We start from the raw sequence: 20,591 nt of genomic DNA, 5'->3' as shown, positions 1-20,591 counted from the left end.
CCGGTGCTCAGCGGGCCGCCCCGGCCAGCGCGGCGGCGATCCGCCCGGCGAGCTCGGCGTTGCGCAGCACCAGCCGCACGTTGACCTCCAGCGTCGCGCCCCCGCTCTCCCGGTGCAGGTGGTCGAGGACGAACGGGGTCACCGCCTTGCCGCGCACCCCGGCGGCCTCCGCGGCGGCCAGCGCGCCGGCGATGACGCGGTCGTGCAGCTCGGTGTCCAGCTGCTGGTCGGCCGGAAGCGGGTTGGCGACGACGACCGCGCCGGGGGTCAGCTCGCGGCGCGCGGCCAACACGGCCGCGGCCTGCTCGGGGGTGTCGACCGACCAGTCGACGCTCGATCCGGAGTCGGCGACGTAGAAGCCGGGGAACGTCGTCGTCCCGTAGCCGACCACCGTGATCGACAGGCTCTCCATCCGCTCCAGGGTGGCCGGCACGTCGAGGATCGACTTCACGCCGGCGCAGACGACGGCCAGCGAGGTGCGCGACAGCGCGGTCAAGTCGGCGGACTCGTCGAAGGTCTCGGCCGACTGGCGGTGCACGCCGCCCAGCCCGCCGGTGGCGAACACGCCGATGCCGGCCGCGGCGGCCAGCAGCGCGGTGCTCGAGACGGTGGTGGCGCCCGAGAGGCCCAGCGCGGCGGCGACGGGCAGGTCGCGCACACCCAGCTTGGCGAGGTCGGGGTCCGCGCAGACCCGGTCGACCTGCTCGGCGGTCAGGCCGACGTGCGGCACGCCGTCGAGGACGGCGATCGTCGCCGGCACGGCCCCGCCGGCGCGGACGGCGGCCTCCACCTCGTCGGCGGCGGCACGGTTGTCGGGGCGCGGCAGGCCGTGGGCGAGCAGCGTGCTCTCCAGGGCGACGACGGGTGCGCCGGAGTCGAGCGCCTCGGCGACCTCGGGGGAGAGGGCGAGGGGGGCGGGGGCGGCGGCATGACGGGGTTCGGCGCTCACCCTGCCATCATGGAGGGCGACCGACCGTCGCCCGGCCGCGCCTCCCGGCGGGCCGGCCGCGGCCCCCGTCACCAGCCTGGGAGCAGCCCGTGAGCCAGTCCGACCTCCTCGAGAAGCCCGACGTCCGCGAGGGCGACACCGGCAACGCCAACGAGGTCTTCCACTACGTCCGCAAGAACAAGATCGCCGAGAGCGCGGTCATGGGGACGATGGTCGAGGCGCTGTGCGGCGAGGTCTTCCCGGTCACCAAGTCCCCGAAGCCCGGCAGCCCGGTGTGCCCGGCCTGCAAGGAGGTCTACGAGCAGCTCCGCAAGTAGAAGGACCCCCTCGCCCCCCACCGCTCGCACGCTCGCGGTGGGCCCCTGCGAGGGGGCCGTTCCAGCACGTCACCTGAGCCCGAGCCGCTTGGCCTCGGCCTCCAGCTCGGCCGCCCGCCGGCGCTGCGCCCGGCGGGTGTGCCGGCGCTGCTGGGCCGGCCAGCGCTCCTGGATGGTCGCGTTGAGCTCGGCGCCGAGCAGCACGGCCATCCCGAAGAAGAACAGGAACAGCAGTGCCGCGATCGGGGTCGCGAGCGCGCCGTAGGGCAGTGCCGCGACCAGGATGTCGGAGACGTAGAGCCGCAGCACCGTCGCGGCCACCACGAAGAACCCCACGGCCAGCAGCGAGCCCGGCAGGTGCCGGTGCCAGGGGAGCCGCCGCGGCAGCACCACGTGGTAGAAGCTCGTGAGCGCCAGGATCAGGCCGACGACGACCACCGGCCAGTAGACGGCGTCGACCAGCACCGTGGCGGTGGCCCGCCAGTCCTGCGGCAGCAGGGCCACGAGCAGGCCGCGGCCGAGCACGAGCAGCGGCAGCATGAGCACCGCCAGCACCAGGCCGACGACGAACAGCCACAGCGCCATGAGCCGGGTGGCGATCGGCCCGCGGACGTCGCGCTGGCTGTAGGCGATGACGATCGTGTTCATGAACGTCGCCGTCGCCGACGACCCGGCCCACAGGGTGATGAGGAAGCCCAGGCTGACGACGTCGAGCCGCCCGGACGTCAGGATGTCGTTGAGGGTGGGCCGCACGAGCTGGTCGACGACGTCGGCGGTGACCACCTCGCTGGACGCGTTGACCAGCGTGTCCTCGATCGTCTGCACGGAGTCCGCGCCGATGAAGCCGCCGAGGTAGCCCAGCGAGCCCAGCAGCGCGATGAGCAGCGGCGGCACCGACAGGATCTGCCAGAAGGCCGCCTCGCCGGAGAGGCCGAGGATGCGGTCCTTCCACGCCTTGGCCACCGTGCGGCCGAGCACCTGCAGCGGCACGCGGACGACGGCCGGCCAGTGGTCGAGCCGGCCCGGCGCGGGCAGGTCGGCGCGGCTGGCGCCGGGTGCTCCCTGACCGTCCACGGGGACCGCGGCGACGGCCGGGACGACGGGAGGGCCCTCGCCGGCCGCCCCGCCGGTGCGGGACGGCCCGCCGGCCCGCACGGTGCTCACCCGGCCAGTGTGCACGTCCGCGGTGCCGCCCCGCCGTCGCCGGGCGCCGGAGCGGACGTGGAGTCGCCCGGTCGGGCGGGTGCTCAGGACGTCGGCTGGGCCGGCGGGGTGCCCGCGTCGGGCGCCGGGGCGGGCTCGGCGGGCGGCGGCGGGGCGATGCAGCGGATGACCGCCTCCGCCTGGTACGTGGTGTCGAACCGCTCGCGGCGGATCTCCGCCCCGGTCTGCAGGTCGCGGAAGACCCGGGTGACCGACACGTCGAAGCCCTGGACGCCGGACTGCGGGATGCAGTCGCCGTCGTCGACCTTCTCCTGCACCGCGGGCTGGCGGAAGTTCGACCGGGCGCTCTCGATCGCCTCGATCTCGTAGCGCTTGGTCCCGTAGAAGGTCACCGTGATCGACCCGCCCGAGGAGCCGGGCGTCCACTGGGTGTCGACGAAGATCCCGGTGTCGGTGTCGTTGCGCCACTGCAGGTCGATCTGGCCCTCGTACACGGTGGCCTCGCGGCCGGCCGGGTAGCGGCTGATGTAGAAGCTGTGCGGCTTGTGGTAGACGTCCTCGAGGCCGCCGAAGAAGACCGCGTTGAACATCGTCGTGGCGAACTGGCTGATGCCGCCGCCGACGGCGGTCGACAGCTCGCCGCCGCTGATGACGTTGGCCGGCACGTAGCCCTGGGCGGTGCCGCGCGGCCCGGTGTAGTCGTTGAGGCTGAAGGTCTCGCCCGGCAGCACGAGCGCGCCGTCGACCTCCGCGGCCACCACGCGGATGTTCGTGCCGCTGGCGTTGTTCGTCGTCGTGGTGGTGAAGGAGCTGACCTCCTCGCGGATGCCGAGCGCCTCGGCCTCCTGGGTGGTCAGGTCGGCCGGCACCGGTCCCAGCTGGACGGTGACGGACCGGGGGGCGGGCTGCGGCAGCACCTCGAGCAGCTGCCCGGCCAGCGCGGCCGGGTCGACGCCGGTGCCGTCGACCGACGGGACGACGCGCACCGCGTCGCCGTCGACCTCGAAGCGGGCGTCCTCGGCGGGCGTGCCGAAGGCGGCGAAGTCCTCGCCCATCGCCGTCTGCAGGGCGGCGGGGTCGACGGCGACGGCGAGCTCGCCGCTCTCCTGCGGGGTGAACGTCAGCGAGGCCGCGATCGCCTCGACCGGGATCTCCACCGACGTCGCGCCGTCCTGGCTGCTGACCGTGACGGGGGCGGCGAGGGCAGGGGTGACGGTGTCGTCGAGGACGCGCTGCGCCTCCTCGGCGGCCACCTGCACCGGCTCGACGTCGACCGGCAGCTCGATCGGGGTCTCCGGGTCGCCCCCGGCGGCCAGCGCTGCGGTGATCGCCTCGGCGCTGCCCTCGCGGTCCAGCGTGCGGCCGTCGGCCGGCTCGACCAGCGTCGGGGTGGTGCCCTCGAGGGTGATCGTGGCGTCGACCGGCGCCCGGTCGACCTGGGTGGCGATCGTCTCGACCTGCGCGGCGAGGGCGCCCTCGTCGCCGTCGATGACGGGCTCGACGGTGCGGTCGGAGAACAGGGTGACGAGCCGGGTCCACGGGGCCAGCGGCTGGTCGTCGGCGGCGTCGACGGTCGCGTCGACGTCGAGCGCGATGCCGGCCACGGCGGGGGAGAGGGTGGCCTCGACGTCGTCGGCGACGACGACGTGGTCGGCGGCGACCCGTGGTGCCAGCTGCTCCTCCAGCGTGCTCGCCGCGGCGGCGGGGGAGAGCCCGCCGATGTCCACGCCGGCGACGACGGTGTTGCGGGGGACGTCGCTGCCCGCGACGAGCAGGTCGACGCCGTAGGCGGCGCCGAGGACGGCGAGCAGGCCGACGGGCGCGAGCACGGCCGGGCGCCGCCACAGCGGGCGGCGGGGCGCGGGGGCCGCGGCGACCGGACCGGCGGGACCACCCGGGCCGGCGGGCCCACCCGGACCACCCGGGCCGGCGGGACCGACGGGCCCGGAGCCGGCGGACGGGACGGCGGCCGGCACCGGGTCGCCGAGCGTGACGGTGTCGGAGGCGTCCGGGGCGGGCACGGCGGCAGGCACGGCGGCAGGCACGGCAGCAGGCACGGCAGCAGGCACGGCCGTCGGTGCGGCCGCCGGGGTGGCGGGCGCGGCCTCCGTGGCCGGGCCGCCGGTCAGCGCGACGGTGTCGTGCACGGGGTCGGGTGCGGACCCGGCGCCGGCGTCGGTGCGGGCGGCCGTGTCGGTGCTCACGCCCCCGTCATCGGCAGCCGCGGTGTCCGGGGTGCCGGCGGCGGGTGCCCCGTCCGCAGCGGGAGCCCCGCTGTCCCCAGGGCGCGCAGCGTCCCCGGGGCCCGCAGGGTGCTCAGCGTCCCCGGGGCCCGCAGCGTCCCCGGCGTCCCCAGCGTCTCCAGCGTCCGCGGTGCCCGCCGTGTCCCCGGTGCCCGCCGTGTCCCCGGTGGCCGCGGACGGGACGGGCGCCGGCGGCGGCGCGTCGGGGCCGACCGGCCCGCGGTCGCGCGGGACCGGGCGGGTCTCGTCGGACAGGCCGCCCGGGTCGCCGTCGCGGGCCGCCGGGTCCGCGGACGGGGGAGAGGAGGGGGCGGGGTGCTGCTGCATCGGGGGTTCCTCGGGTCGCCGTCGACCGGGGGTCCCCGGGAACGACGGAGCCGCCGGGCCCCCGGCCGCATCGAGCGGCTCGGGGACACCGGCGGCGGCGTCGGGTGAGGGCATCATCGCGGTCAGCGACGATAGCGCCTCGGTCAGGGCATGGAGTGCTACTCGCCGTCCGTCTCGATGATGTCGACGGCGATGTCACGGAGCTTGGTGTCGTACTCCCGGGCGTGGTGCCCGCAGAACACGAGGTCGCTGCCGCTGGCGAGCACGACACGCACCTTGGCCAGTGCGCCGCACCGGTCGCAGTGGAAGGGCACGACCAGGTCGTCGGCGGCGGGGGTCGTCGTCAGCGTCTGGGTCATCTGGGTCATCACTCGCTCTCTACCGCACGGACCCGCGGCTGCGGATCGGCCTCCTGCACAGCGCCAGGATGGACCCCTGTGTTCCCGTTCCTCCCGTCACCGCGGTCGACTCGCCGTGGGTGGTGAGCCGGTGGCCGCTGGGGCGGGTGGGTTCAGCAGGGACCGTCGCTGGTGCGTTGCCGGTTCGTATGGGGGTGGTGCTGGTGGTTCCTGTGCGCCGGGTGGGTTGCCGGCCGTGGGTCCGCTGCTGTCTCGACGACCCCCACGCTACGCGGTCTACCCGGCCGCTGCCGCGGTACACCGCCCCGTCGCCCCGGCCGGGTGAGATCGTGACCATCCCGCAACGCGCCGGACACGCGACGACGGCCGGCACCCCGTGCGGGGCGCCGGCCGTCAGGTGACGCGCTGGAACGGCCTCCTCGCAGGGGCCCGACCCGAGCGGAGCGAGGGCCGGGGGGCGAGGAGGTCCTTCCTCAGTCGAGGTAGTCGCGCAGCACCTGGGAGCGGCTCGGGTGGCGCAGCTTCGACATCGTCTTCGACTCGATCTGCCGGATCCGCTCGCGGGTCACCCCGTAGACCTGGCCGATCTCGTCGAGAGTGCGGGGCTGGCCGTCGGTGAGGCCGAACCGCAGCCGGACGACGCCGGCCTCCCGCTCCGACAGCGTCTGCAGGACGCTGGTGAGCTGGTCCTGCATGAGCGTGAAGCTCACCGCGTCGACGGCGACGACGGCCTCGGAGTCCTCGATGAAGTCACCGAGCTGGCTGTCGCCCTCGTCGCCGATGGTCTGGTCGAGGCTGATGGGCTCCCGGGCGTACTGCTGGATCTCCAGCACCTTGTCCGGGGTGATGTCCATCTCCTTGGCCAGCTCCTCCGGGGTGGGCTCGCGGCCCAGGTCCTGGAGCAGCTCGCGCTGGATGCGGCCGAGCTTGTTGATGACCTCGACCATGTGCACCGGGATGCGGATGGTGCGGGCCTGGTCGGCCATGGCGCGGGTGATCGCCTGCCGGATCCACCAGGTGGCGTAGGTCGAGAACTTGTAGCCCTTGGTGTAGTCGAACTTCTCGACGGCGCGGATCAGGCCGAGGTTGCCCTCCTGGATGAGGTCCAGGAACGCCATGCCGCGGCCGGTGTAGCGCTTGGCGAGGGAGACCACGAGGCGGAGGTTGGCCTCCAGCAGGTGGTTCTTGGCGCGCTCGCCGTCGCGGATGATCCAGTTGAGGTCGCGGCGCATCTGCGGGGAGAGCTTCTGGCCCTCCTCCTCGACCTGGCGCATCCGCTCGGAGGCGTAGAGCCCGGCCTCGATGCGCTTGGCGAGGTCGACCTCCTCCTCGGCGTTGAGGAGGGCGACCTTGCCGATCTGCTTGAGGTAGGCGCGGACCGAGTCGGCCGAGGCGGTGAGCTCGGCGTCCTTGCGGGCCTGCCGCAGCGCCTCGGACTCCTCCTCGTCGTCCCACTCGAAGTCGGTGCCGCCCTCGGTGGCCCCCTCCGCGGCGGCGGGCGCCTCGGCGACCGCGACCCCGTCGGGGCCGGCGACGACGGCCTCGTCGAGGGTCAGGCCCTCGGCACCGGCGTCGACCACGGCGACGGCGGAGTCGTCGGAGGCCACGGCGGTCAGGACGGTGCCCTCACCGGCGCCCGGCGAGGGGCTGATGGCCGGCTTGCCCTTGGCGGCGGTGGTCTTCGCCGGGGCCTTCTTGCGGGGCGCGGCCTTCGCCGGCGCGTTCCCGGCGACGCCCACCGGCGCGCTGGTCCGGGAGGGTCGGGTGCTCGCGGCGACCGTCTTCGAGCGGGTGCTGCTCGTGACGGCGGCGTCCGGTGCAGGCTTGTCGGCGGGCACTCAGGTTCCTTCCCGTGCTGGGTGCGTCCCCGGGAGCGATCTGGCTCCCGGGCAGCGGCCCCGGGCCGTCGGCCGCGGAGCGGGGAGGCCCCAGGTCCGGTGCGGCGTTTGACCGCGGTGCGGAGGGGGGATGACTCCCGGCTGGGTGGTGACGGGCTGGGGCTTCTCCATTGTAGCGACGTCACGGCGTGTGACCAGCGCCGCGAACGGCCCGCGGTCGCCCGGAAGGGGCGGGCGCGTCAGGGCTGGACCGGCGCCTCGGTGCCGCGCGCCTCGATCCGCTCCGCCGCGGCGAGTGCCGCGCCGACGATTCCGGCGTCGTTCTGCAGCTCCGCGGGGACGACCGGGGTGCGCGTGGTCAGCAGCGGCACCCACTTGTGCGCCTTCTTGCTCACCCCGCCGCCGACGATGATCAGGTCCGGCCACAGGCCGCCCTCCAGCACGTCGAGGTAGCGGTCCACGCGGGCCGCCCACTCGGGGTAGGAGAGCTCCTCGCGCTCGCGCACGGCGGCCGAGGCGCGGCGCTCGCCGTCGTGGCCGTCGACCTGGATGTGCCCGAACTCGGTGTTGGGCACGAGGTGGCCGTCGACGAACAGCGCGCTGCCGATGCCGGTGCCGAAGGTCAGCATGAGGACGACGCCGTCGCGGCCGCGGCCGGCGCCGTAGCGCATCTCGGCGAGCCCGGCGGCGTCGGCGTCGTTGAGCGTCTCGACCGTGCCGGGCACCAGCGCGGTGAGGCCGCCGTCGACGTCGGTGCCGATCCAGCTCTTGTCCATGTTCGCCGCGGTGTGCGCGACGCCCTTCTTCATGACGCCGGGGTAGGTGCACCCGATCCGCCCGGTCCACCCGAAGGAGCTCACGATCCCGGCGACGACGTCGTACACCGCCTCCGGGAGCGAGGGCTGCGGGGTCTCCACCCGCATCCGCTCGCCGATGAGAGTGCCTGCCTCCAGGTCGACCAGGCACCCCTTGATGCCGCTGCCGCCGATGTCCACGCCGAACCCCTGCACGGCGGTCACCCTAGTGACCGGCGCCGCAGTCCGGCGGGGTGCTCGGGCAGGATCCCCCGGGTGAGTGCCCCCGTGTCGCCCGCCGACCTGCTCGACCTGGCCGTCTCGACCGCCCGGGAGGCGGCCGAGCTGATCGTCCGCGAGCGCGGGTCGGCCGCGTCCGCCGTCGACGTGAAGTCCAGCCCCACCGACGTCGTCACCGCCGTCGACACGGCCTCGGAGCAGCTGATCACCCGGCGGCTGCTCGAGGCGCGGCCCGACGACGGGTTGCTGGGGGAGGAGGGCGCCGACCGCGCCGGCACCAGCGGCGTGCGCTGGGTGGTCGACCCGATCGACGGCACGGTCAACTTCCTCTACGGGCTGCGCGGCTACGCCGTCTCCATCGCCGCCGAGGTCGACGGCGCCACGGTGGCCGGCGCGGTGCTCGACGTGCCGACCGGCGACCTGTTCACCGCCACGGCCGGCGGCGGCGCGTTCCTGTCCACCCGAGAGGTGCCGGAGCCGGTGCGGCTGACCGGCAACCGTCCGGAGTCCCTCGGGCAGACGCTGGTGGCCACCGGCTTCGGCTACCGGGTCGAGCAGCGGCGGGCGCAGGGCGTCGTCGTCGCGCAGCTGCTGCCCGAGGTGCGCGACATCCGCCGGTACGGCTGCGCGTCGCTGGACCTGTGCGCCGCCGCGGCCGGGCGCGTCGACGCCTACTACGAGCTCGACCTCAAGCCCTGGGACCACGCGGCGGGCGCGCTGGTGGCCGCCGAGGCGGGCCTGGTGGTCACCGGGCTGCCGGGCCGGCCGTTCGCCGAGCCGATGGCGGTCGCGGTCCCCGCGACGGTCGCCCAGCCGCTGCTGGAGCTGCTCGACCGTCTCCACCCGTGACGTGCTGGAACGGCCCCGTCCGGAGGCTCACCCCGAGCTCGCGAGGGGTGAGGGGGACGGGGTCCGTCAACAGGCGGCCTCGGCGCTCGCGATCGGGGTGAGGGTCGCCGCGACCTCCTCGGGGGTGGCCAGCGCCTGGAAGTCGGGCCCGATCACCAGGTCGACCGTGGCGGTGGCCCGGGTGTCGAGCAGGTCGCCGGCCCCGGGGAGGAACAGCGCCAGGTAGCGGGCCGCGTCGTTGCCGCGCGGGCCGTGGCGGACCTCGCCGGTGCCGGTGACCTCGCGCTCGGTCGGGTCGTTGGCGATCTCCTCGACCACGAACCCGCGCGCCTGCAGCTCGGCGGCGACGGTGTTGGCCAGCCCGCCGCGGTCGGTGGCGTTGTAGACGCGGATCGACAGCGTGCTGGGGTCCAGCGACGGCGGCGCCGCGGCGGCGGTCTCGCAGGCGGCCTCGGCGGCCTCGGCGCGGGCCCCGGCGTCCTGGAAGACCTTCCACCACACGCCGAGCGCGGCGAGCGCCAGCACCAGGAGGAAGACCAGGGGAGGCAGCAGCCGGCGGTCCCTGCGGCGGCGCACCGGCGGGCTGTCGGTGCTGGTGCTCACGCTCGTCCTCCTCGGCGCCGACCCGCCACGGACCGGCGGGCCGCGCGGGGTCGGATCGGCCGGAGTCTAGGGGCGGCCGGCGGGGTCAGAGGGCACCGTCGTCGAGCGCGGCGCGTCCCAGCTCGACGCACGGGTCGATGCGGTCGGCGTAGCCGGAGGTGTCCTTGCCGGCCATCGCCCCGGCCGCCGAGCGGGCGACGATGCCGGCGACGATCGCGGCGAACTTGAAGAAGGCGAAGCCGACGTACCAGTCGAGGTCCTCGAGGCCGACGCCGGCCTGCTGCGCGTAGCGCTCGGCGATCTCGCGGCGGGTGGGGAAGCCGGGCAGCGTCGTCACGGGCGACAGCACGGGGCGGGTCTCGCCGGCCTCGGGCCAGTAGACGAACAGCATGCCGATGTCGGTGAGCGGGTCGCCCAGCGTCGACATCTCCCAGTCCAGCACCGCGCGGATGCCGCCGGGCCGCTCGGGGTCGAGCAGGCAGTTGTCGAGGCGGTAGTCGCCGTGGACGATCCCCGTGCGCTGCGTCTGCGGCACCGTCTCGGCCAGCCGCGCGGCGAGGGCGTCCATGCCCGGGCGGTCGCGGTCGCGGGTGGCGTCCCACTGCTTGGTCCAGCGGCGCACCTGCCGGGCCAGGAAGCCCTCGGGCCGGCCGAAGTCGTCCAGCCCCACCGACGCCGGGTCGACGGCGTGCAGCTGCGCCAGCACGTCGATGAGGCCGTCACCGACCTGCCGCCGCAGCTCGGGGGTGTCGGCGTACCCCGCCGGGATCTCGTCGACGACGTGCAGGCCGACGACGCGCTCCATCACGTAGAACGGCGCGCCGAGCACCTCGGGGTCGGTGCACAGGTGCAGCGTCCGCGGCACCGGGACCGGCGTCGGCCCGAGCGCGCTGATGACCCGGTGCTCCCGGGCCATGTCGTGCGCCGTGGCCAGCACCGCGCCGGTGGGCGGGCGCCGCAGGATCACCGCGTCGTCGGCCGACCCGCCCGCGGGCGTGACGACGTACGTGAGGTTCGACATGCCGGCCGCGACGAGGTCGACGGTCACCTCCCGCCAGCGCTCGTCGCCGAGGGCTGCGGCGAGGTACGGACCGACGACGGCGGGGTCAGCTCCCACGGCACTCGACACGCGCCGCAGGGTAACCTCCGGCACTCCGCTCCCCGACCCGCCCGTCCGGGCCCCGATCCGCGGCCCAGGAACGGCCGATGTGTCCCGTGTCCGAGCGTGGGCACAAACCGGGACCGCACGGCGTTGGGGGGCTGCCGGTCCGGCGCGGACGTCCCTCCCGGGGTCGTCCGGCAGCCGGTCCGGACACCGTCCAGCGGCCGCCCCGTGCGGCCGGCCAGGACGCCGGCGGCCACCGCCGCCGGCGCACGCCGCGGGTGCGCCCGCGAACGACCCCGGAGGAGGGGCACACCCCATGGCCACCGACTACGACGCCCCGCGCCGCAACGAGGCCGACGAGCTCGGCGAGGACTCCCTCGAGGAGCTCAAGGCCCGGCGCGCCGAGGCGCAGTCCAGCTCGGTCGACGTCGACGAGACCGACTTCAACGAGAGCCTCGAGCTGCCCGGCGCCGACCTGTCCAACGAGGAGCTGACCGTCCGCGTCCTGCCCAAGCAGGAGGACGAGTTCACCTGCTCGCGGTGCTTCCTCGTGCAGCACCGCAGCCGCCTGGCCGCCAGCCGCGGCAGCGAGAACTACTGCCGCGACTGCGCGGCCTGATCACGGGCCCCACGAGGGGCCCGGTCGGCGGCGTGACCGGCGCCGGCACCGGCGACGGCGTGCGGCGGGACGCACGGGGAGGGAGCAGACGATGACCGAGGAGACGAGGCGGACGGCTGCGCCCAGGGACGTCCCGCCGCCACGGCCCGTGCAGCGGGTCGCGGAGCCTGCGCCGGAGGAGTCCGGCCCCGGCTGGCTCGACCCCGACACCGGTCTGGGCCGCGCCGCCCGGGCGCTCGCCGACGCGGTCTCCGGGCTGCTCGGCGGCACCGACGACGCCGACGGCGACCGCGCCGGCGGCGCCGCTCCCGAGGGGCGCCGCTCGACGGCCGGCCTGCTGCGCGACGTCGTCGGCGCGGTCGCGTCGGCCGCCGCGTCCACGGCGGCGTCCACCGCGGGGTCCGCCGCCACGTCCGCCGGGCGCCGTCATGACCCGGCCGCGGCCGGCGACGACGACTCCCGCGGCCCCGGCACGGTCCTCGGTGAGCTGCTCGCCGCGGCCGCGCCCCGGCTGCCCATCCGCGACGCCGCCCGGATCCGCGCCGCCCACCCCGGGCGCTCGGACGAGGAGATCGCCGACGCGCTCACCACCCGGGCCGCCCGGATGACCGCAGCCGTCGGCGCGGCCACCGGCGGGCTGTCGGCGGCGCACTGGTTCGCGCCGCCGTCGCTCGTGGCCCTGCCGCTCGAGCTCGGCGCCGAGACGCTGCTCACCGCCGCCGTCGAGGTGGTCCTGCTCGGCGAGCTGCACGAGCTCTACGGCCGCCCGGCGGCCGGCAGCGACCGCGAGCGGGCCGCCGCGTACCTCGCGAGCTGGACCTCCCAGCGGGCCGTCGAGGGCGGGGCCCGGCAGGGGATGGGCACCGTCCTCGGCACCGCGGGGTTCCGGGCGCTGCGCCGCCGCCTGTCCCGCCGGCTGGCCCGCAACCTCGGGTCGGCCGCGCCGCTGCTCGTGGGCGCCGCGCTCGGCGGCCGCGGCAACCTCAAGGCCACCGAGACCCTCGCCCGGCGGGTGCGGTCCGACCTGCGCCGCCGCGACGCCTGAGCGCCGTGGTTAGGGTCGCCGTCGTGCCCGAGCCCGCCCCCGCACCAGCTCCGCTCGACGTCCCGGTGCGGCTCACCGGCGACGGCGCGCAGCCGCCCCGCTACGCCCTCCCCGGCGACGCGGGCGCGGACCTGACGCTGGCCGAGGACGTCGTCCTCGCGCCGTTCCAGCGGGCGCTGGTGGGCACGGGCGTGGCCGTCGCGATCCCCGAGGGGTATGCCGGTTTCGTGCACCCGCGCTCGGGCCTGGCCCACCGGCACGGGCTGAGCCTGGTCAACGCGCCGGGCACCATCGACGCCGGCTACCGGGGGGAGATCAAGGTGAACCTGGTCAACCTCGACCCGGAGACGCCGCTGACCCTGCGCCGCGGCGAGCGCGTCGCCCAGCTGGTCGTGCAGCCGGTGGTGCAGGCGCGCTTCGTCCCGGTCGAGGAGTTGCCGGCCAGCGTCCGCGGCGAGGCCGGTCACGGCTCCACCGGCCGGGCCGCGGGGAAGGAGGCCTGAGATGCCGTTCGGACGACGACGCAACCGGATCGACCGCAGCCTGCGCGAGCGCGGCGTGCCGCCGGAGCCGCAGCACCGGGAGCGGGAGGTCGACGAGACCGCCGGGCCCTTCGACGCCGCCGACGCGCCCGACGACGGCCGTCCCCGCGTCGACCTCGGCGCGCTGCGGCTGCCCGCGGTGCCCGGCACGGAGCTGCGCGTGGACCTCAACCAGCAGCAGAAGGTCATCGGCGCCACGCTGCGCTACGGCGACTCCCTGCTGCAGCTGTCGGCGTTCGCCGCGCCGCGGGCCGCCGGCATCTGGGACGACGTCCGCGCCGACCTCGCGCGCAGCGCGTCGGGGCAGGGCGGGCGGCTCACCGAGGTCGAGGGCCCGTTCGGTCCCGAGCTCGCCGGCACGGTCCTCGTCACCCCGGCGGCCCAGCCCGGCGGCCCGCCGCCGAAGCCGCAGCGCCGCGCGGCCCGCTTCCTCGGCGTCGACGGCCCGCGCTGGTTCCTGCGCGGCATGATCAGCGGCCCGGCGGCCGAGAACCCGGACGCGGCGGCCGTGCTGGAGGAGGCGTTCCGCCAGGTCGTCGTCGTCCGCGGCACCGACCCGATGCCGGTGCGCGAGCAACTGCCGCTCACCCTCCCGGCCCAGGCCGCCGAGCAGCTGGCCCGCCAGCAGGCGGCGCAGCAGCAGGCGGGACAGCAGGCGGGCCGGCCCCCGGCGGCCCCGCCGGCGCAGGGGCGGCAGGCGCCGCCCGCCGGCCCGACCGCGTGAGCACCCGCACCCTCGCCTACGGCCCGCACCCCGACCAGTTCCTCGAGCTCACCCTCCCCGCGGCGCAGGGCCCGGCACCGGTGGCGGTCGTGCTGCACGGCGGGTTCTGGCGCGCCGCGTACGGCATCGAGCTGGCCCGCCCGCTGGCCGCCGACCTGGCCGCGGCCGGGTGGGCCGCCGTCGCCGTCGAGTACCGGCGGGTCGGCACCGGCGGCGGGTGGCCGGCCACGCTGGAGGACGTCGCCGCCGCGCTCGACGCCCTCGCCGGCACCGACGGCCTCGACCTCGGCGACGTCACCGTGATCGGCCACTCGGCCGGCGGGCACCTCGCCGCCTGGGCCGCCGGACGCGCGCGCCTGCCCGAGGGCGCGCCCGGCGCCGCCCCCCGGGTGCGGGTGGCCGCCGCCGTGCTGCAGGCCGGTGTCCTCGACCTCGCGCGCGCCGCGGAGCAGGAGCTGGGCCGGCGGGCTCCGCAGGAGTTCCTCGGCGGGGAGCCCGGCGCGGTGCCCGACCGCTACGCCGCGGCCGACCCGGCGCGGCTGCTGCCCACCGGGGCCGACGTGCTGTGCGTGCACGGCACCGGCGACGACGTCGTCCCGCCCGAGCAGAGCGAGCGCTACGCCGCGGCCGCCCGCGCCGCCGGTGACCGGGTCGAGGTGCGCGGCGTGCCCGGCGGGCACCGGGACGTCATCGACCCGGCGGGGGAGGGCTGGGCGGTCGTCCGCGACTGGCTGCGGGAGCGCGCCACCGCGCGTCGTGACGGCACTACCCTGGAGCCGTGACACAGACGCGTCCCGGTGGCTGGCTCGCCCGCACGCTGCAGCGACTCACCGCCGACGACTCCACGATCGACGCGCAGGAGCTGCGCGCCGAGGCCGACCGCGCCGGCTGCGAGCCGGTGAGCTCCTGCCGCAAGGGGGCGGTCGTGACCGTGACGGGCCGGCTGAAGTCGGTCGTCTACACCCCGCGCGAGACCGTCCCCACCCTCGAGGCCGAGCTCTTCGACGGCTCGGGCTCGGTCACCCTGGTGTGGCTCGGCCGGCGGCGCATCCCCGGCATCGAGCCGGGGCGCACGCTCACCGCGCGCGGGCGCTTCGCCAACTTCGACGGCCGCAAGGTCATCTACAACCCCTGGTACGAGCTGAGCGCCGGGTGACCTCCCCGGCCGACGACGGCGGCCGGCGCGACCCGGGGGGAGCAGCACCGCAGGAGCAGTCCGGGGACGCCGGCGGCGTGACCTTCGACCGCCACCTGGTGCTCGAGCAGCTCGGCGGCTGGCGCGGCATGGTCGACGCCACGCTGCCCACGGTGGCGTTCATCGTCGCCAACGCGATCGGCGACCTGCGCACCGGCATCTGGTGCGCGATCGGCGCGGCGCTGCTCGTGCTGGTCTTCCGGCTGGTGCGGCGGGAGAGCGTGCAGCAGGCCTTCAGCGGCCTGTTCGGCGTGGCCGTGGCCGTGGCCATCGCCGCCGCCTCCGGGCAGGCGCGCAATTACTTCGTGCCGGGCATCATCCGCAACGCCGTCATCGGCGTGGTGCTGCTCGGGTCGGTGCCGCTGCGCTGGCCGCTGGTCGGCGTGCTCGCCGAGTTCCTGGCGCCCAGCCACCTGGGCTCGATGGCCGCGCACTCGCTGCCCGGCCTGCGCCGCCGCGTCGACACCGCCCGCGCCCGCCTGCACCACCAGCCGCCGCCCCCGGCGCCCGCACCGGGCGCCCGGCCCGCCGACCCCGCCCCCGAGCGGCACTGGCGCGACGACCCGAAGGTGGTGCGCGCCTACGGCTGGCTGACCGTCATGTGGGCGGTCACCTTCCTGCTGCGGGTGGCGGTGCAGACACCGCTCTACCTCGCCAACGAGGAGGACCTGCTCGGGGTGGCCTCGCTCGTGCTCGGCCTGCCGGTCACCGCCGCGGCGCTCGCGGTCACCCTCTGGGTGGTCGCCCGGCTGCACCGGCACCGGGTGGAGACCGACGCCGGCGCGGCGCCGCCGGGCTGACCGCTCAGACCAGCCCGGCGGGGGAGAGCACCTGCTGCAGCTGCTCCTCGACGTCGGCGTGCGTGATGAACAGCAGCTCGTCGCCGACCTCGAGCGGCTCGTCGGGCGTGGGCGTGATGACCCGCTCGCCGCGCAGCATCGCCGTCAGCACCGTCTCCCGCGGCAGCGGCACCTCGCGCAGCGGCCGGCCCGCCCAGGGGGTGTCCTCGGCGAGGGTGATCTCCACCAGCGTCGCCGCGCCCTTGCGGAAGCTCATCAGCCGGACGACGTCGCCGACGGTCACCGCCTCCTCCACCAGCGCGGCCAGCACCCGCGGGGTGGAGACGGCGACGTCGACGCCCCACGCCTCGGTGTAGAGCCACTCGTTGCGCGGGTCCTTGACCCGGGCGACGACGCGGTTGACGGCGAACTCGGTCTTCGCCAGCAGCGACACGACCAGGTTGGCCTTGTCGTCGCCGGTGGCCGCGACGACGACGTCGCAGGTGGCCAGCTGGGCCTCCTCGAGGGAGGACACCTCGCAGGCGTCGGCCTGCACCCACTCCGCGCCGGGCACCGAGCGGGCGCGCACCTTGCGGCCGTCCTTCTCGATGAGCATCACGGTGTGGCCGTTGCTCAGCAGCTCCCCGGCGATCGACCGGCCGACCGCGCCGGCGCCCACGATGGCCACGCGCATCAGGCCCTGCCTCCCTCGGGGGACTCGATGGTCTGGTGCACGCGGTCGGAGATCTCGTCGGTGGCCGCGACGACGAGCTGGTCGCCGTCCTGCAGCACCGTCGACGGCGTGGGCAGCTGGGCCTCGCCGAAGCGCACCAGCCAGGCCGCGCGGGCGCCGGAGGCGGCCTCGAGCTCGGCGAGCTTGCGGCCCACCCAGCCGTCGGTGACGGTCACGCGCATCAGCAGCACCTTGCCGGTGGGCTCGCGCCACAGCTCGCTGACCTTGACCGACAGCAGCTCGCGCAGCAGCCGGTTCACCGTCCACGGGACGGTGGCCACGCTCGGGATGCCCATGCGCTCGAACACCTCGGCGCGCTTGGAGTCGTAGATCCGGGCGACGACGTGCTGGACGCCGAAGGTCTCCCGGGCCACCCGCGCGCTGATGATGTTGGAGTTGTCGCCGCTGCTCACCGCGGCGAAGGCGCCGGCGGAGTCGATGCCGGCGTCGAGCAGCACCTGCCGGTCGAAGCCCAGGCCGGTGACCTGGCGCCCGGTGAACTCCGGCCCCAGCCGGCGGAACGCCTCGGGGTCCTGGTCGATGACCGCCACGCTGTGGCCGATCTCCTCCAGCCGCCGGGCGATCGCCGAGCCGACACGGCCGCAGCCCATGACGACCACGTGCACGTGTCGCTCCCTCGGTCCTCGTGGCCGCGTGCCGTCGGCCCGCGTGCCGGGCGCGAAGCTACACCCGCTGCGGGGCGCGGACGCCCGCCGTCCACCCGCCCGGGCGAGCCGCCCGGCGCGGGCGGCACCCGGTGCCCCGGCGTCCGTACCATCGCCGCCGTGCCCAAGCTGTCCGACCTCGGGCAACTCCCGAAACGGCTCGTCCTGGGCCGACCGGTCCGCAGCGACCGGGCCGGCGAGTCGCTGCTCCCGAAGTCCCTCGCGCTGCCGATCTTCGCCAGCGACCCGCTCTCCTCGGTGGCCTACGCCACCCAGGAGGTCCTCATCGTCCTCACGCTGGCCGGGACGGCGTTCCTCTTCCTGGCCCCGTGGCTGGCCGTCGCCGTCGTCCTGCTGCTCGCGACGGTGGTGCTGTCCTACCGCCAGGTGGTGCACGCCTACCCCTCGGGCGGCGGCGACTACGAGGTCGCGATGAAGAACCACGGGCAGTTCGCCGGGCTGACGGTGGCCAGCGCGCTGCTCGTCGACTACGTGCTCACCGTGGCCGTGTCGGTGTCGGCCGGCACCGACAACATCATCTCGGCGTTCCCGGCGCTCAACGAGCACCGCGTGCTCATCGCCGTCGGCCTGGTGGCCCTGCTGGCCGCGACCAACCTGCGCGGCGTCCGGGAGTCGGGCAAGACGTTCGCCGTCCCGACCTACCTGTTCGTCGCCGGGATCATGGTGATGATCGTCACCGGGCTGATCCGCGACTTCTTCACCGACTCCCCGGTGGTCGCCGAGAGCGCCTCGTGGTCGGTGCTCCCCGAGGGCGGTTACGACAACCTCGGTGGCGTCGCGCTGGTGTTCTTCGCGCTGCGCGCCTTCGCCTCCGGGTGCACGGCGCTCACCGGCGTCGAGGCCATCGCCAACGGCGTGCCCGCCTTCCGGCCGCCCAAGTCGCGCAACGCCGCGACGACGCTCGCGCTCATGGGCGGGATCGCCGCGACGATGTTCGCCGGCGTCACGGCGCTCGCCCTGCTCGGCGACGTCCGGTACGCGGAGAACACCTGCGACCTCGTCGGCTTCCCCGGGAACTGCGAGACCGACCCGCAGCGCACCGTCATCGCCCAGCTCGCGGCCGCCACCTTCGGCGGGGACCAGTCACCCGGTTTCTTCTACATCCAGGCGGCCACCGCCCTGGTCCTCGTCCTCGCCGCCAACACCGCCTTCAACGGCTTCCCGCTGCTCGGCTCGGTGCTCGCGCAGGACCGTTTCCTGCCCCGCCAGCTGCACACCCGCGGCGACAAGCTCGTCTACAGCAACGGCATCCTGCTGCTGGCCGGCTTCGCGGTCCTGCTGATCGTCGCCTTCCAGGCCGATCCCAACCGGCTGATCCAGATGTACATCGTCGGGGTCTTCACCAGCTTCTCGATCGGCCAGTGGGGCATGGTCCGGCACTGGAACCGCGAGATCCGGCTGTCCGACGACGCCGCCGAGAAGCGCCGCATGCGCCGCTCGCAGGTCATCAACACCATCGGCGGCAGCCTGACCACGATCGTGCTGGTGATCATCGTGATCACGAAGTTCACCCGCGGCGCCTACCTCGTCATCCTGGTGATGCCGGTGCTGTTCCTGCTCATGCGGGCGATCAACCGGCACTACTCGCACGTCGCCCAGCAGCTCGTCCCCGACAGCGACGCGCGGCTGCTGCCCAGCAAGGTGCACGCCATCGTGCTGGTCTCCAAGGTGCACAAGCCGACGCTGCGGGCGCTCGCCTTCGCCCGCGCCACCCGGCCCGACGTGCTCACCGCGCTCACGGTCAACGTCGACGACGCCGACACCCGCGGGCTGCAGACCGACTGGGACCGCTACGACATCCCCGTCCCGCTCACGGTGCTGGAGTCGCCGTACCGGGAGATCACCCGGCCGGTCGTCGACTACGTCAAGGCGATCCGGCGGGCCAGCCCGCGCGAGCTGGTCATCGTGTTCGTGCCGCAGTACGTGGTCGGGCACTGGTGGGAGAACGTCCTGCACAACCAGAGCGCGCTGCGCCTGCGTGCCCGGCTGCAGTTCCAGCCCGGCGTCATGATCACCACGGTGCCGTGGCAGCTGGAGAGCTCGATCGGCCGCGAGGACGACCACCGCGACGGCCCGATGCCCGGCGACCTGCGCCGCGGCCTCACCGACGACCAGGTCGAGGCCACGCCGTATGGCTGAGCGGCGCGGGTCCGGGCGCCGCCGTCCCGGGGCCGGGCGGCCCCGCGCCGAGCGGCCCGACCGCGGCGGCGGGTGGACCGGCCGGGAGTTCGAGGTGGCCGTCGGCCCGGTGGCGCACGGCGGGCACTGCGTGGCCCGGCACGAGGGGCGCGTCGTCTTCGTCCGGCACGCGCTGCCGGGGGAGCGGGTCGTCGTCCGGGTCACCGAGGACCGCCAGCCCGGCTACTGCCGAGCGGACGCGGTCGAGGTGCTCGAGGCCGCGCCCGACCGGGTCGAGCGGCCCTGCCCGTACAGCGGGCCCGGGCGGTGCGGCGGCTGCGACTGGCAGCACGTGTCCTGGGAGGGCCAGCGACGGCTCAAGGCCGACGTCGTCCGCGAGCAGCTCACCCGCCTCGGCCGGCTCGACGCCGCCGACCCGCTGCTGACCGGCCTGCAGGTCGAGCCGCTGCCCGGCGGGCCGCTGCGCTGGCGGTCGCGGGCGCGCTTCGCCGTCGACCGGGCCGGGGTGCCGGGGCTGCGCCGGCACCGCTCGCACGACGTCGTCGCGCTCGACGACTGCCCGATCACCGTGGAGCCGGCCGCCCGCGCCGTCCTGGACCGCCGCTGGCCCGGCGCCGGCGCGGTCGACGTCGCCGTGGACTCCGCCGGCACGGTCACGACCACGCGGCTCGACCGGCGCGGCGCGCCCACCTCCACCCGCGTGCTCGCCGCCGGGCAGGACGTGCCCGCCGAGCCCGCCGGCCGCGCCGGGCGCCGGGCGGGCGGGCGGGACTGGGAGGTCGAGGGCACCGGCTTCTGGCAGGTGCACGAGTCCGCCGCCGACGCGCTGGTCGCCGCGGTCACCGGGCTGGCCGCCGCGCGGGCCGGGGAGACCGTCCTCGACCTCTACGCCGGGGCGGGTCTGTTCGGCGGGGCGCTCGCGCCGTCGGTGGGGGACTCCGGCCGGGTGGTCTGCGTGGAGGCCGACGCCGAGGCGTGCGCCGCCGCGGAGGCCAACCTGGGCGGGCTGCCGCAGGCCGAGGTCTGGCAGGGCGAGGTGGACGCCGAGGGGCTCACCGGGCTGCTCGAGGAGCTCGGCGACGCCCCCGACGTCGTGGTGCTCGACCCGCCGCGCGCCGGCGCCGGCCCCGCGGTGAGCCGGGTGGTCGCGGGCACCGGGGCGCGCGCCGTCGTCTACGTGGCGTGCGATCCGGCGTCGCTGGGCCGCGACGTCGCCGCGCTCGCCGGCGCCGGGTACCGCCTGGCCGCGCTGCGCGCCTTCGACGCCTTCCCGATGACCGCGCACGTCGAGTGCGTCGCCCTGTTCGAGCCCGCCTGAGGACGCCGCCGCCCCCACGACAG

The 20,591-nt window shown here is 75.9% G+C and carries 21 protein-coding genes; 11 read left to right on the top strand and 10 right to left on the bottom strand.

Translation table 11 applies throughout. The features are described from left to right. Positions 1–7: 7 nt before the first annotated feature. Complete coding sequence (locus tag ACI78R_RS15515) at positions 8–949, bottom strand: pseudouridine-5'-phosphate glycosidase (RefSeq protein ID WP_457041357.1); 942 nt, start codon at positions 947–949, stop codon at positions 8–10. Positions 950–1,038: 89 nt separating this feature from the next. Here ACI78R_RS15515 and ACI78R_RS15510 point away from each other — a divergent pair, with 89 nt between their 5' ends. Further along, the gene (locus tag ACI78R_RS15510; RefSeq protein WP_073420369.1) at positions 1,039–1,266 is read left to right on the top strand and encodes a DUF3039 domain-containing protein; all 228 of its coding nucleotides are present in this window, start codon (positions 1,039–1,041) and stop codon (positions 1,264–1,266) included. 69 nt (positions 1,267–1,335) lie between these two features. Here the strand turns inward: ACI78R_RS15510 and ACI78R_RS15505 are convergent, their stop codons facing one another. From ACI78R_RS15505 to ppgK, 5 genes are all read right to left on the bottom strand, one after another. After that, positions 1,336–2,430: a YihY/virulence factor BrkB family protein gene (locus ACI78R_RS15505; RefSeq protein WP_245794551.1), complete on the bottom strand. Its 1,095-nt coding sequence runs from the start codon at positions 2,428–2,430 to the stop codon at positions 1,336–1,338. Between the two features lie 83 nt (positions 2,431–2,513). Next, positions 2,514–4,634 (bottom strand): VanW family protein, encoded by a 2,121-nt coding sequence (locus ACI78R_RS15500; protein WP_457041356.1) that lies wholly within the window; start codon positions 4,632–4,634, stop codon positions 2,514–2,516. Positions 4,635–5,158: 524 nt separating this feature from the next. Continuing rightward, entirely contained in the window at positions 5,159–5,368 is a 210-nt protein-coding gene (locus tag ACI78R_RS15495) for a DUF7455 domain-containing protein (RefSeq protein ID WP_175562853.1), read from the bottom strand. Positions 5,369–5,832: 464 nt separating this feature from the next. Next, positions 5,833–7,197, bottom strand: a complete 1,365-nt coding sequence (locus ACI78R_RS15490) for an RNA polymerase sigma factor (protein ID WP_073420365.1) — start codon at positions 7,195–7,197, stop codon at positions 5,833–5,835. Positions 7,198–7,436: 239 nt separating this feature from the next. After that, positions 7,437–8,207 (bottom strand): polyphosphate--glucose phosphotransferase, encoded by a 771-nt coding sequence (gene ppgK, locus ACI78R_RS15485; RefSeq protein WP_217651219.1) that lies wholly within the window; start codon positions 8,205–8,207, stop codon positions 7,437–7,439. Positions 8,208–8,267: 60 nt separating this feature from the next. On the opposite strand from ppgK, the gene ACI78R_RS15480 reads away from it, so the two are divergent. Then, on the top strand, positions 8,268–9,080 hold the full coding sequence (locus tag ACI78R_RS15480) for an inositol monophosphatase family protein (RefSeq protein ID WP_457041355.1): 813 nt from the start codon (positions 8,268–8,270) through the stop codon (positions 9,078–9,080). A gap of 66 nt (positions 9,081–9,146) precedes the next feature. Here the strand turns inward: ACI78R_RS15480 and ACI78R_RS15475 are convergent, their stop codons facing one another. Then, positions 9,147–9,683 (bottom strand): LytR C-terminal domain-containing protein, encoded by a 537-nt coding sequence (locus ACI78R_RS15475; RefSeq protein WP_073420362.1) that lies wholly within the window; start codon positions 9,681–9,683, stop codon positions 9,147–9,149. An 85-nt stretch (positions 9,684–9,768) separates the two neighbouring features. Further along, positions 9,769–10,812 carry a phosphotransferase family protein gene (locus ACI78R_RS15470; protein WP_073420361.1) on the bottom strand — a complete coding sequence of 348 codons (1,044 nt, stop codon included), beginning with the start codon at positions 10,810–10,812 and terminating at the stop codon, positions 9,769–9,771. 292 nt (positions 10,813–11,104) lie between these two features. Here ACI78R_RS15470 and ACI78R_RS15465 point away from each other — a divergent pair, with 292 nt between their 5' ends. The 7 genes from ACI78R_RS15465 to ACI78R_RS15435 all read left to right on the top strand — a co-directional run bounded on the left by ACI78R_RS15465 (position 11,105) and on the right by ACI78R_RS15435 (position 15,713). Next, a complete protein-coding gene (locus ACI78R_RS15465) occupies positions 11,105–11,407 on the top strand; it encodes a DUF4193 domain-containing protein (RefSeq protein WP_073420360.1) in 303 nt (100 codons plus the stop codon). A gap of 148 nt (positions 11,408–11,555) precedes the next feature. Then, entirely contained in the window at positions 11,556–12,452 is an 897-nt protein-coding gene (locus ACI78R_RS15460) for a hypothetical protein (protein ID WP_457041354.1), read from the top strand. A gap of 23 nt (positions 12,453–12,475) precedes the next feature. After that, positions 12,476–12,955 carry a dUTP diphosphatase gene (gene dut / locus ACI78R_RS15455; RefSeq protein WP_457041353.1) on the top strand — a complete coding sequence of 160 codons (480 nt, stop codon included), beginning with the start codon at positions 12,476–12,478 and terminating at the stop codon, positions 12,953–12,955. Position 12,956: 1 nt separating this feature from the next. After that, positions 12,957–13,718 carry a DUF3710 domain-containing protein gene (locus ACI78R_RS15450; protein ID WP_457041352.1) on the top strand — a complete coding sequence of 254 codons (762 nt, stop codon included), beginning with the start codon at positions 12,957–12,959 and terminating at the stop codon, positions 13,716–13,718. After that, positions 13,715–14,500, top strand: a complete 786-nt coding sequence (locus ACI78R_RS15445) for an alpha/beta hydrolase family protein (protein ID WP_457041351.1) — start codon at positions 13,715–13,717, stop codon at positions 14,498–14,500. Before ACI78R_RS15450 ends, ACI78R_RS15445 begins: the two co-directional genes overlap by 4 nt. Further along, positions 14,497–14,874 carry an OB-fold nucleic acid binding domain-containing protein gene (locus ACI78R_RS15440; RefSeq protein WP_073420355.1) on the top strand — a complete coding sequence of 126 codons (378 nt, stop codon included), beginning with the start codon at positions 14,497–14,499 and terminating at the stop codon, positions 14,872–14,874. Before ACI78R_RS15445 ends, ACI78R_RS15440 begins: the two co-directional genes overlap by 4 nt. Continuing rightward, the gene (locus ACI78R_RS15435; protein WP_454555478.1) at positions 14,871–15,713 is read left to right on the top strand and encodes a DUF3159 domain-containing protein; all 843 of its coding nucleotides are present in this window, start codon (positions 14,871–14,873) and stop codon (positions 15,711–15,713) included. Before ACI78R_RS15440 ends, ACI78R_RS15435 begins: the two co-directional genes overlap by 4 nt. Before the next feature lie 4 nt (positions 15,714–15,717). Here the strand turns inward: ACI78R_RS15435 and ACI78R_RS15430 are convergent, their stop codons facing one another. Both ACI78R_RS15430 and ACI78R_RS15425 read right to left on the bottom strand, forming a co-directional pair. Then, entirely contained in the window at positions 15,718–16,386 is a 669-nt protein-coding gene (locus ACI78R_RS15430; protein WP_073420354.1) for a potassium channel family protein, read from the bottom strand. Then, positions 16,386–17,051 (bottom strand): potassium channel family protein, encoded by a 666-nt coding sequence (locus ACI78R_RS15425; protein WP_457041350.1) that lies wholly within the window; start codon positions 17,049–17,051, stop codon positions 16,386–16,388. Before ACI78R_RS15425 ends, ACI78R_RS15430 begins: the two co-directional genes overlap by 1 nt. Before the next feature lie 159 nt (positions 17,052–17,210). Between ACI78R_RS15425 and ACI78R_RS15420 the strand changes: the two genes are divergently transcribed. Beyond that, positions 17,211–19,250, top strand: a complete 2,040-nt coding sequence (locus tag ACI78R_RS15420; RefSeq protein WP_073420352.1) for an APC family permease — start codon at positions 17,211–17,213, stop codon at positions 19,248–19,250. Next, entirely contained in the window at positions 19,243–20,568 is a 1,326-nt protein-coding gene (locus tag ACI78R_RS15415) for a class I SAM-dependent RNA methyltransferase (RefSeq protein ID WP_457041349.1), read from the top strand. The genes ACI78R_RS15420 and ACI78R_RS15415 overlap by 8 nt, the downstream gene beginning before the upstream one ends. The last annotated feature ends 23 nt before the right edge of the window (positions 20,569–20,591 follow it).

It is taken from the genome of Geodermatophilus sp. SYSU D01106, assembly GCF_054049995.1.
This window is presented reverse-complemented; position numbering and strand designations above follow the sequence as displayed.

Bases quoted from the DNA above. Each gene is read 5' to 3' on its own strand.
- ACI78R_RS15495 (WP_175562853.1), bottom strand. From the start codon at position 5,368: ATGACCCAGATGACCCAGACGCTGACGACGACCCCCGCCGCCGACGAC.
- ACI78R_RS15465 (WP_073420360.1), top strand. From the start codon at position 11,105: ATGGCCACCGACTACGACGCCCCGCGCCGCAACGAGGCCGACGAGCTC.
- ACI78R_RS15450 (WP_457041352.1), top strand. From the start codon at position 12,957: ATGCCGTTCGGACGACGACGCAACCGGATCGACCGCAGCCTGCGCGAG.
- ACI78R_RS15430 (WP_073420354.1), bottom strand. From the start codon at position 16,386: ATGCGCGTGGCCATCGTGGGCGCCGGCGCGGTCGGCCGGTCGATCGCC.
- ACI78R_RS15415 (WP_457041349.1), top strand. From the start codon at position 19,243: ATGGCTGAGCGGCGCGGGTCCGGGCGCCGCCGTCCCGGGGCCGGGCGG.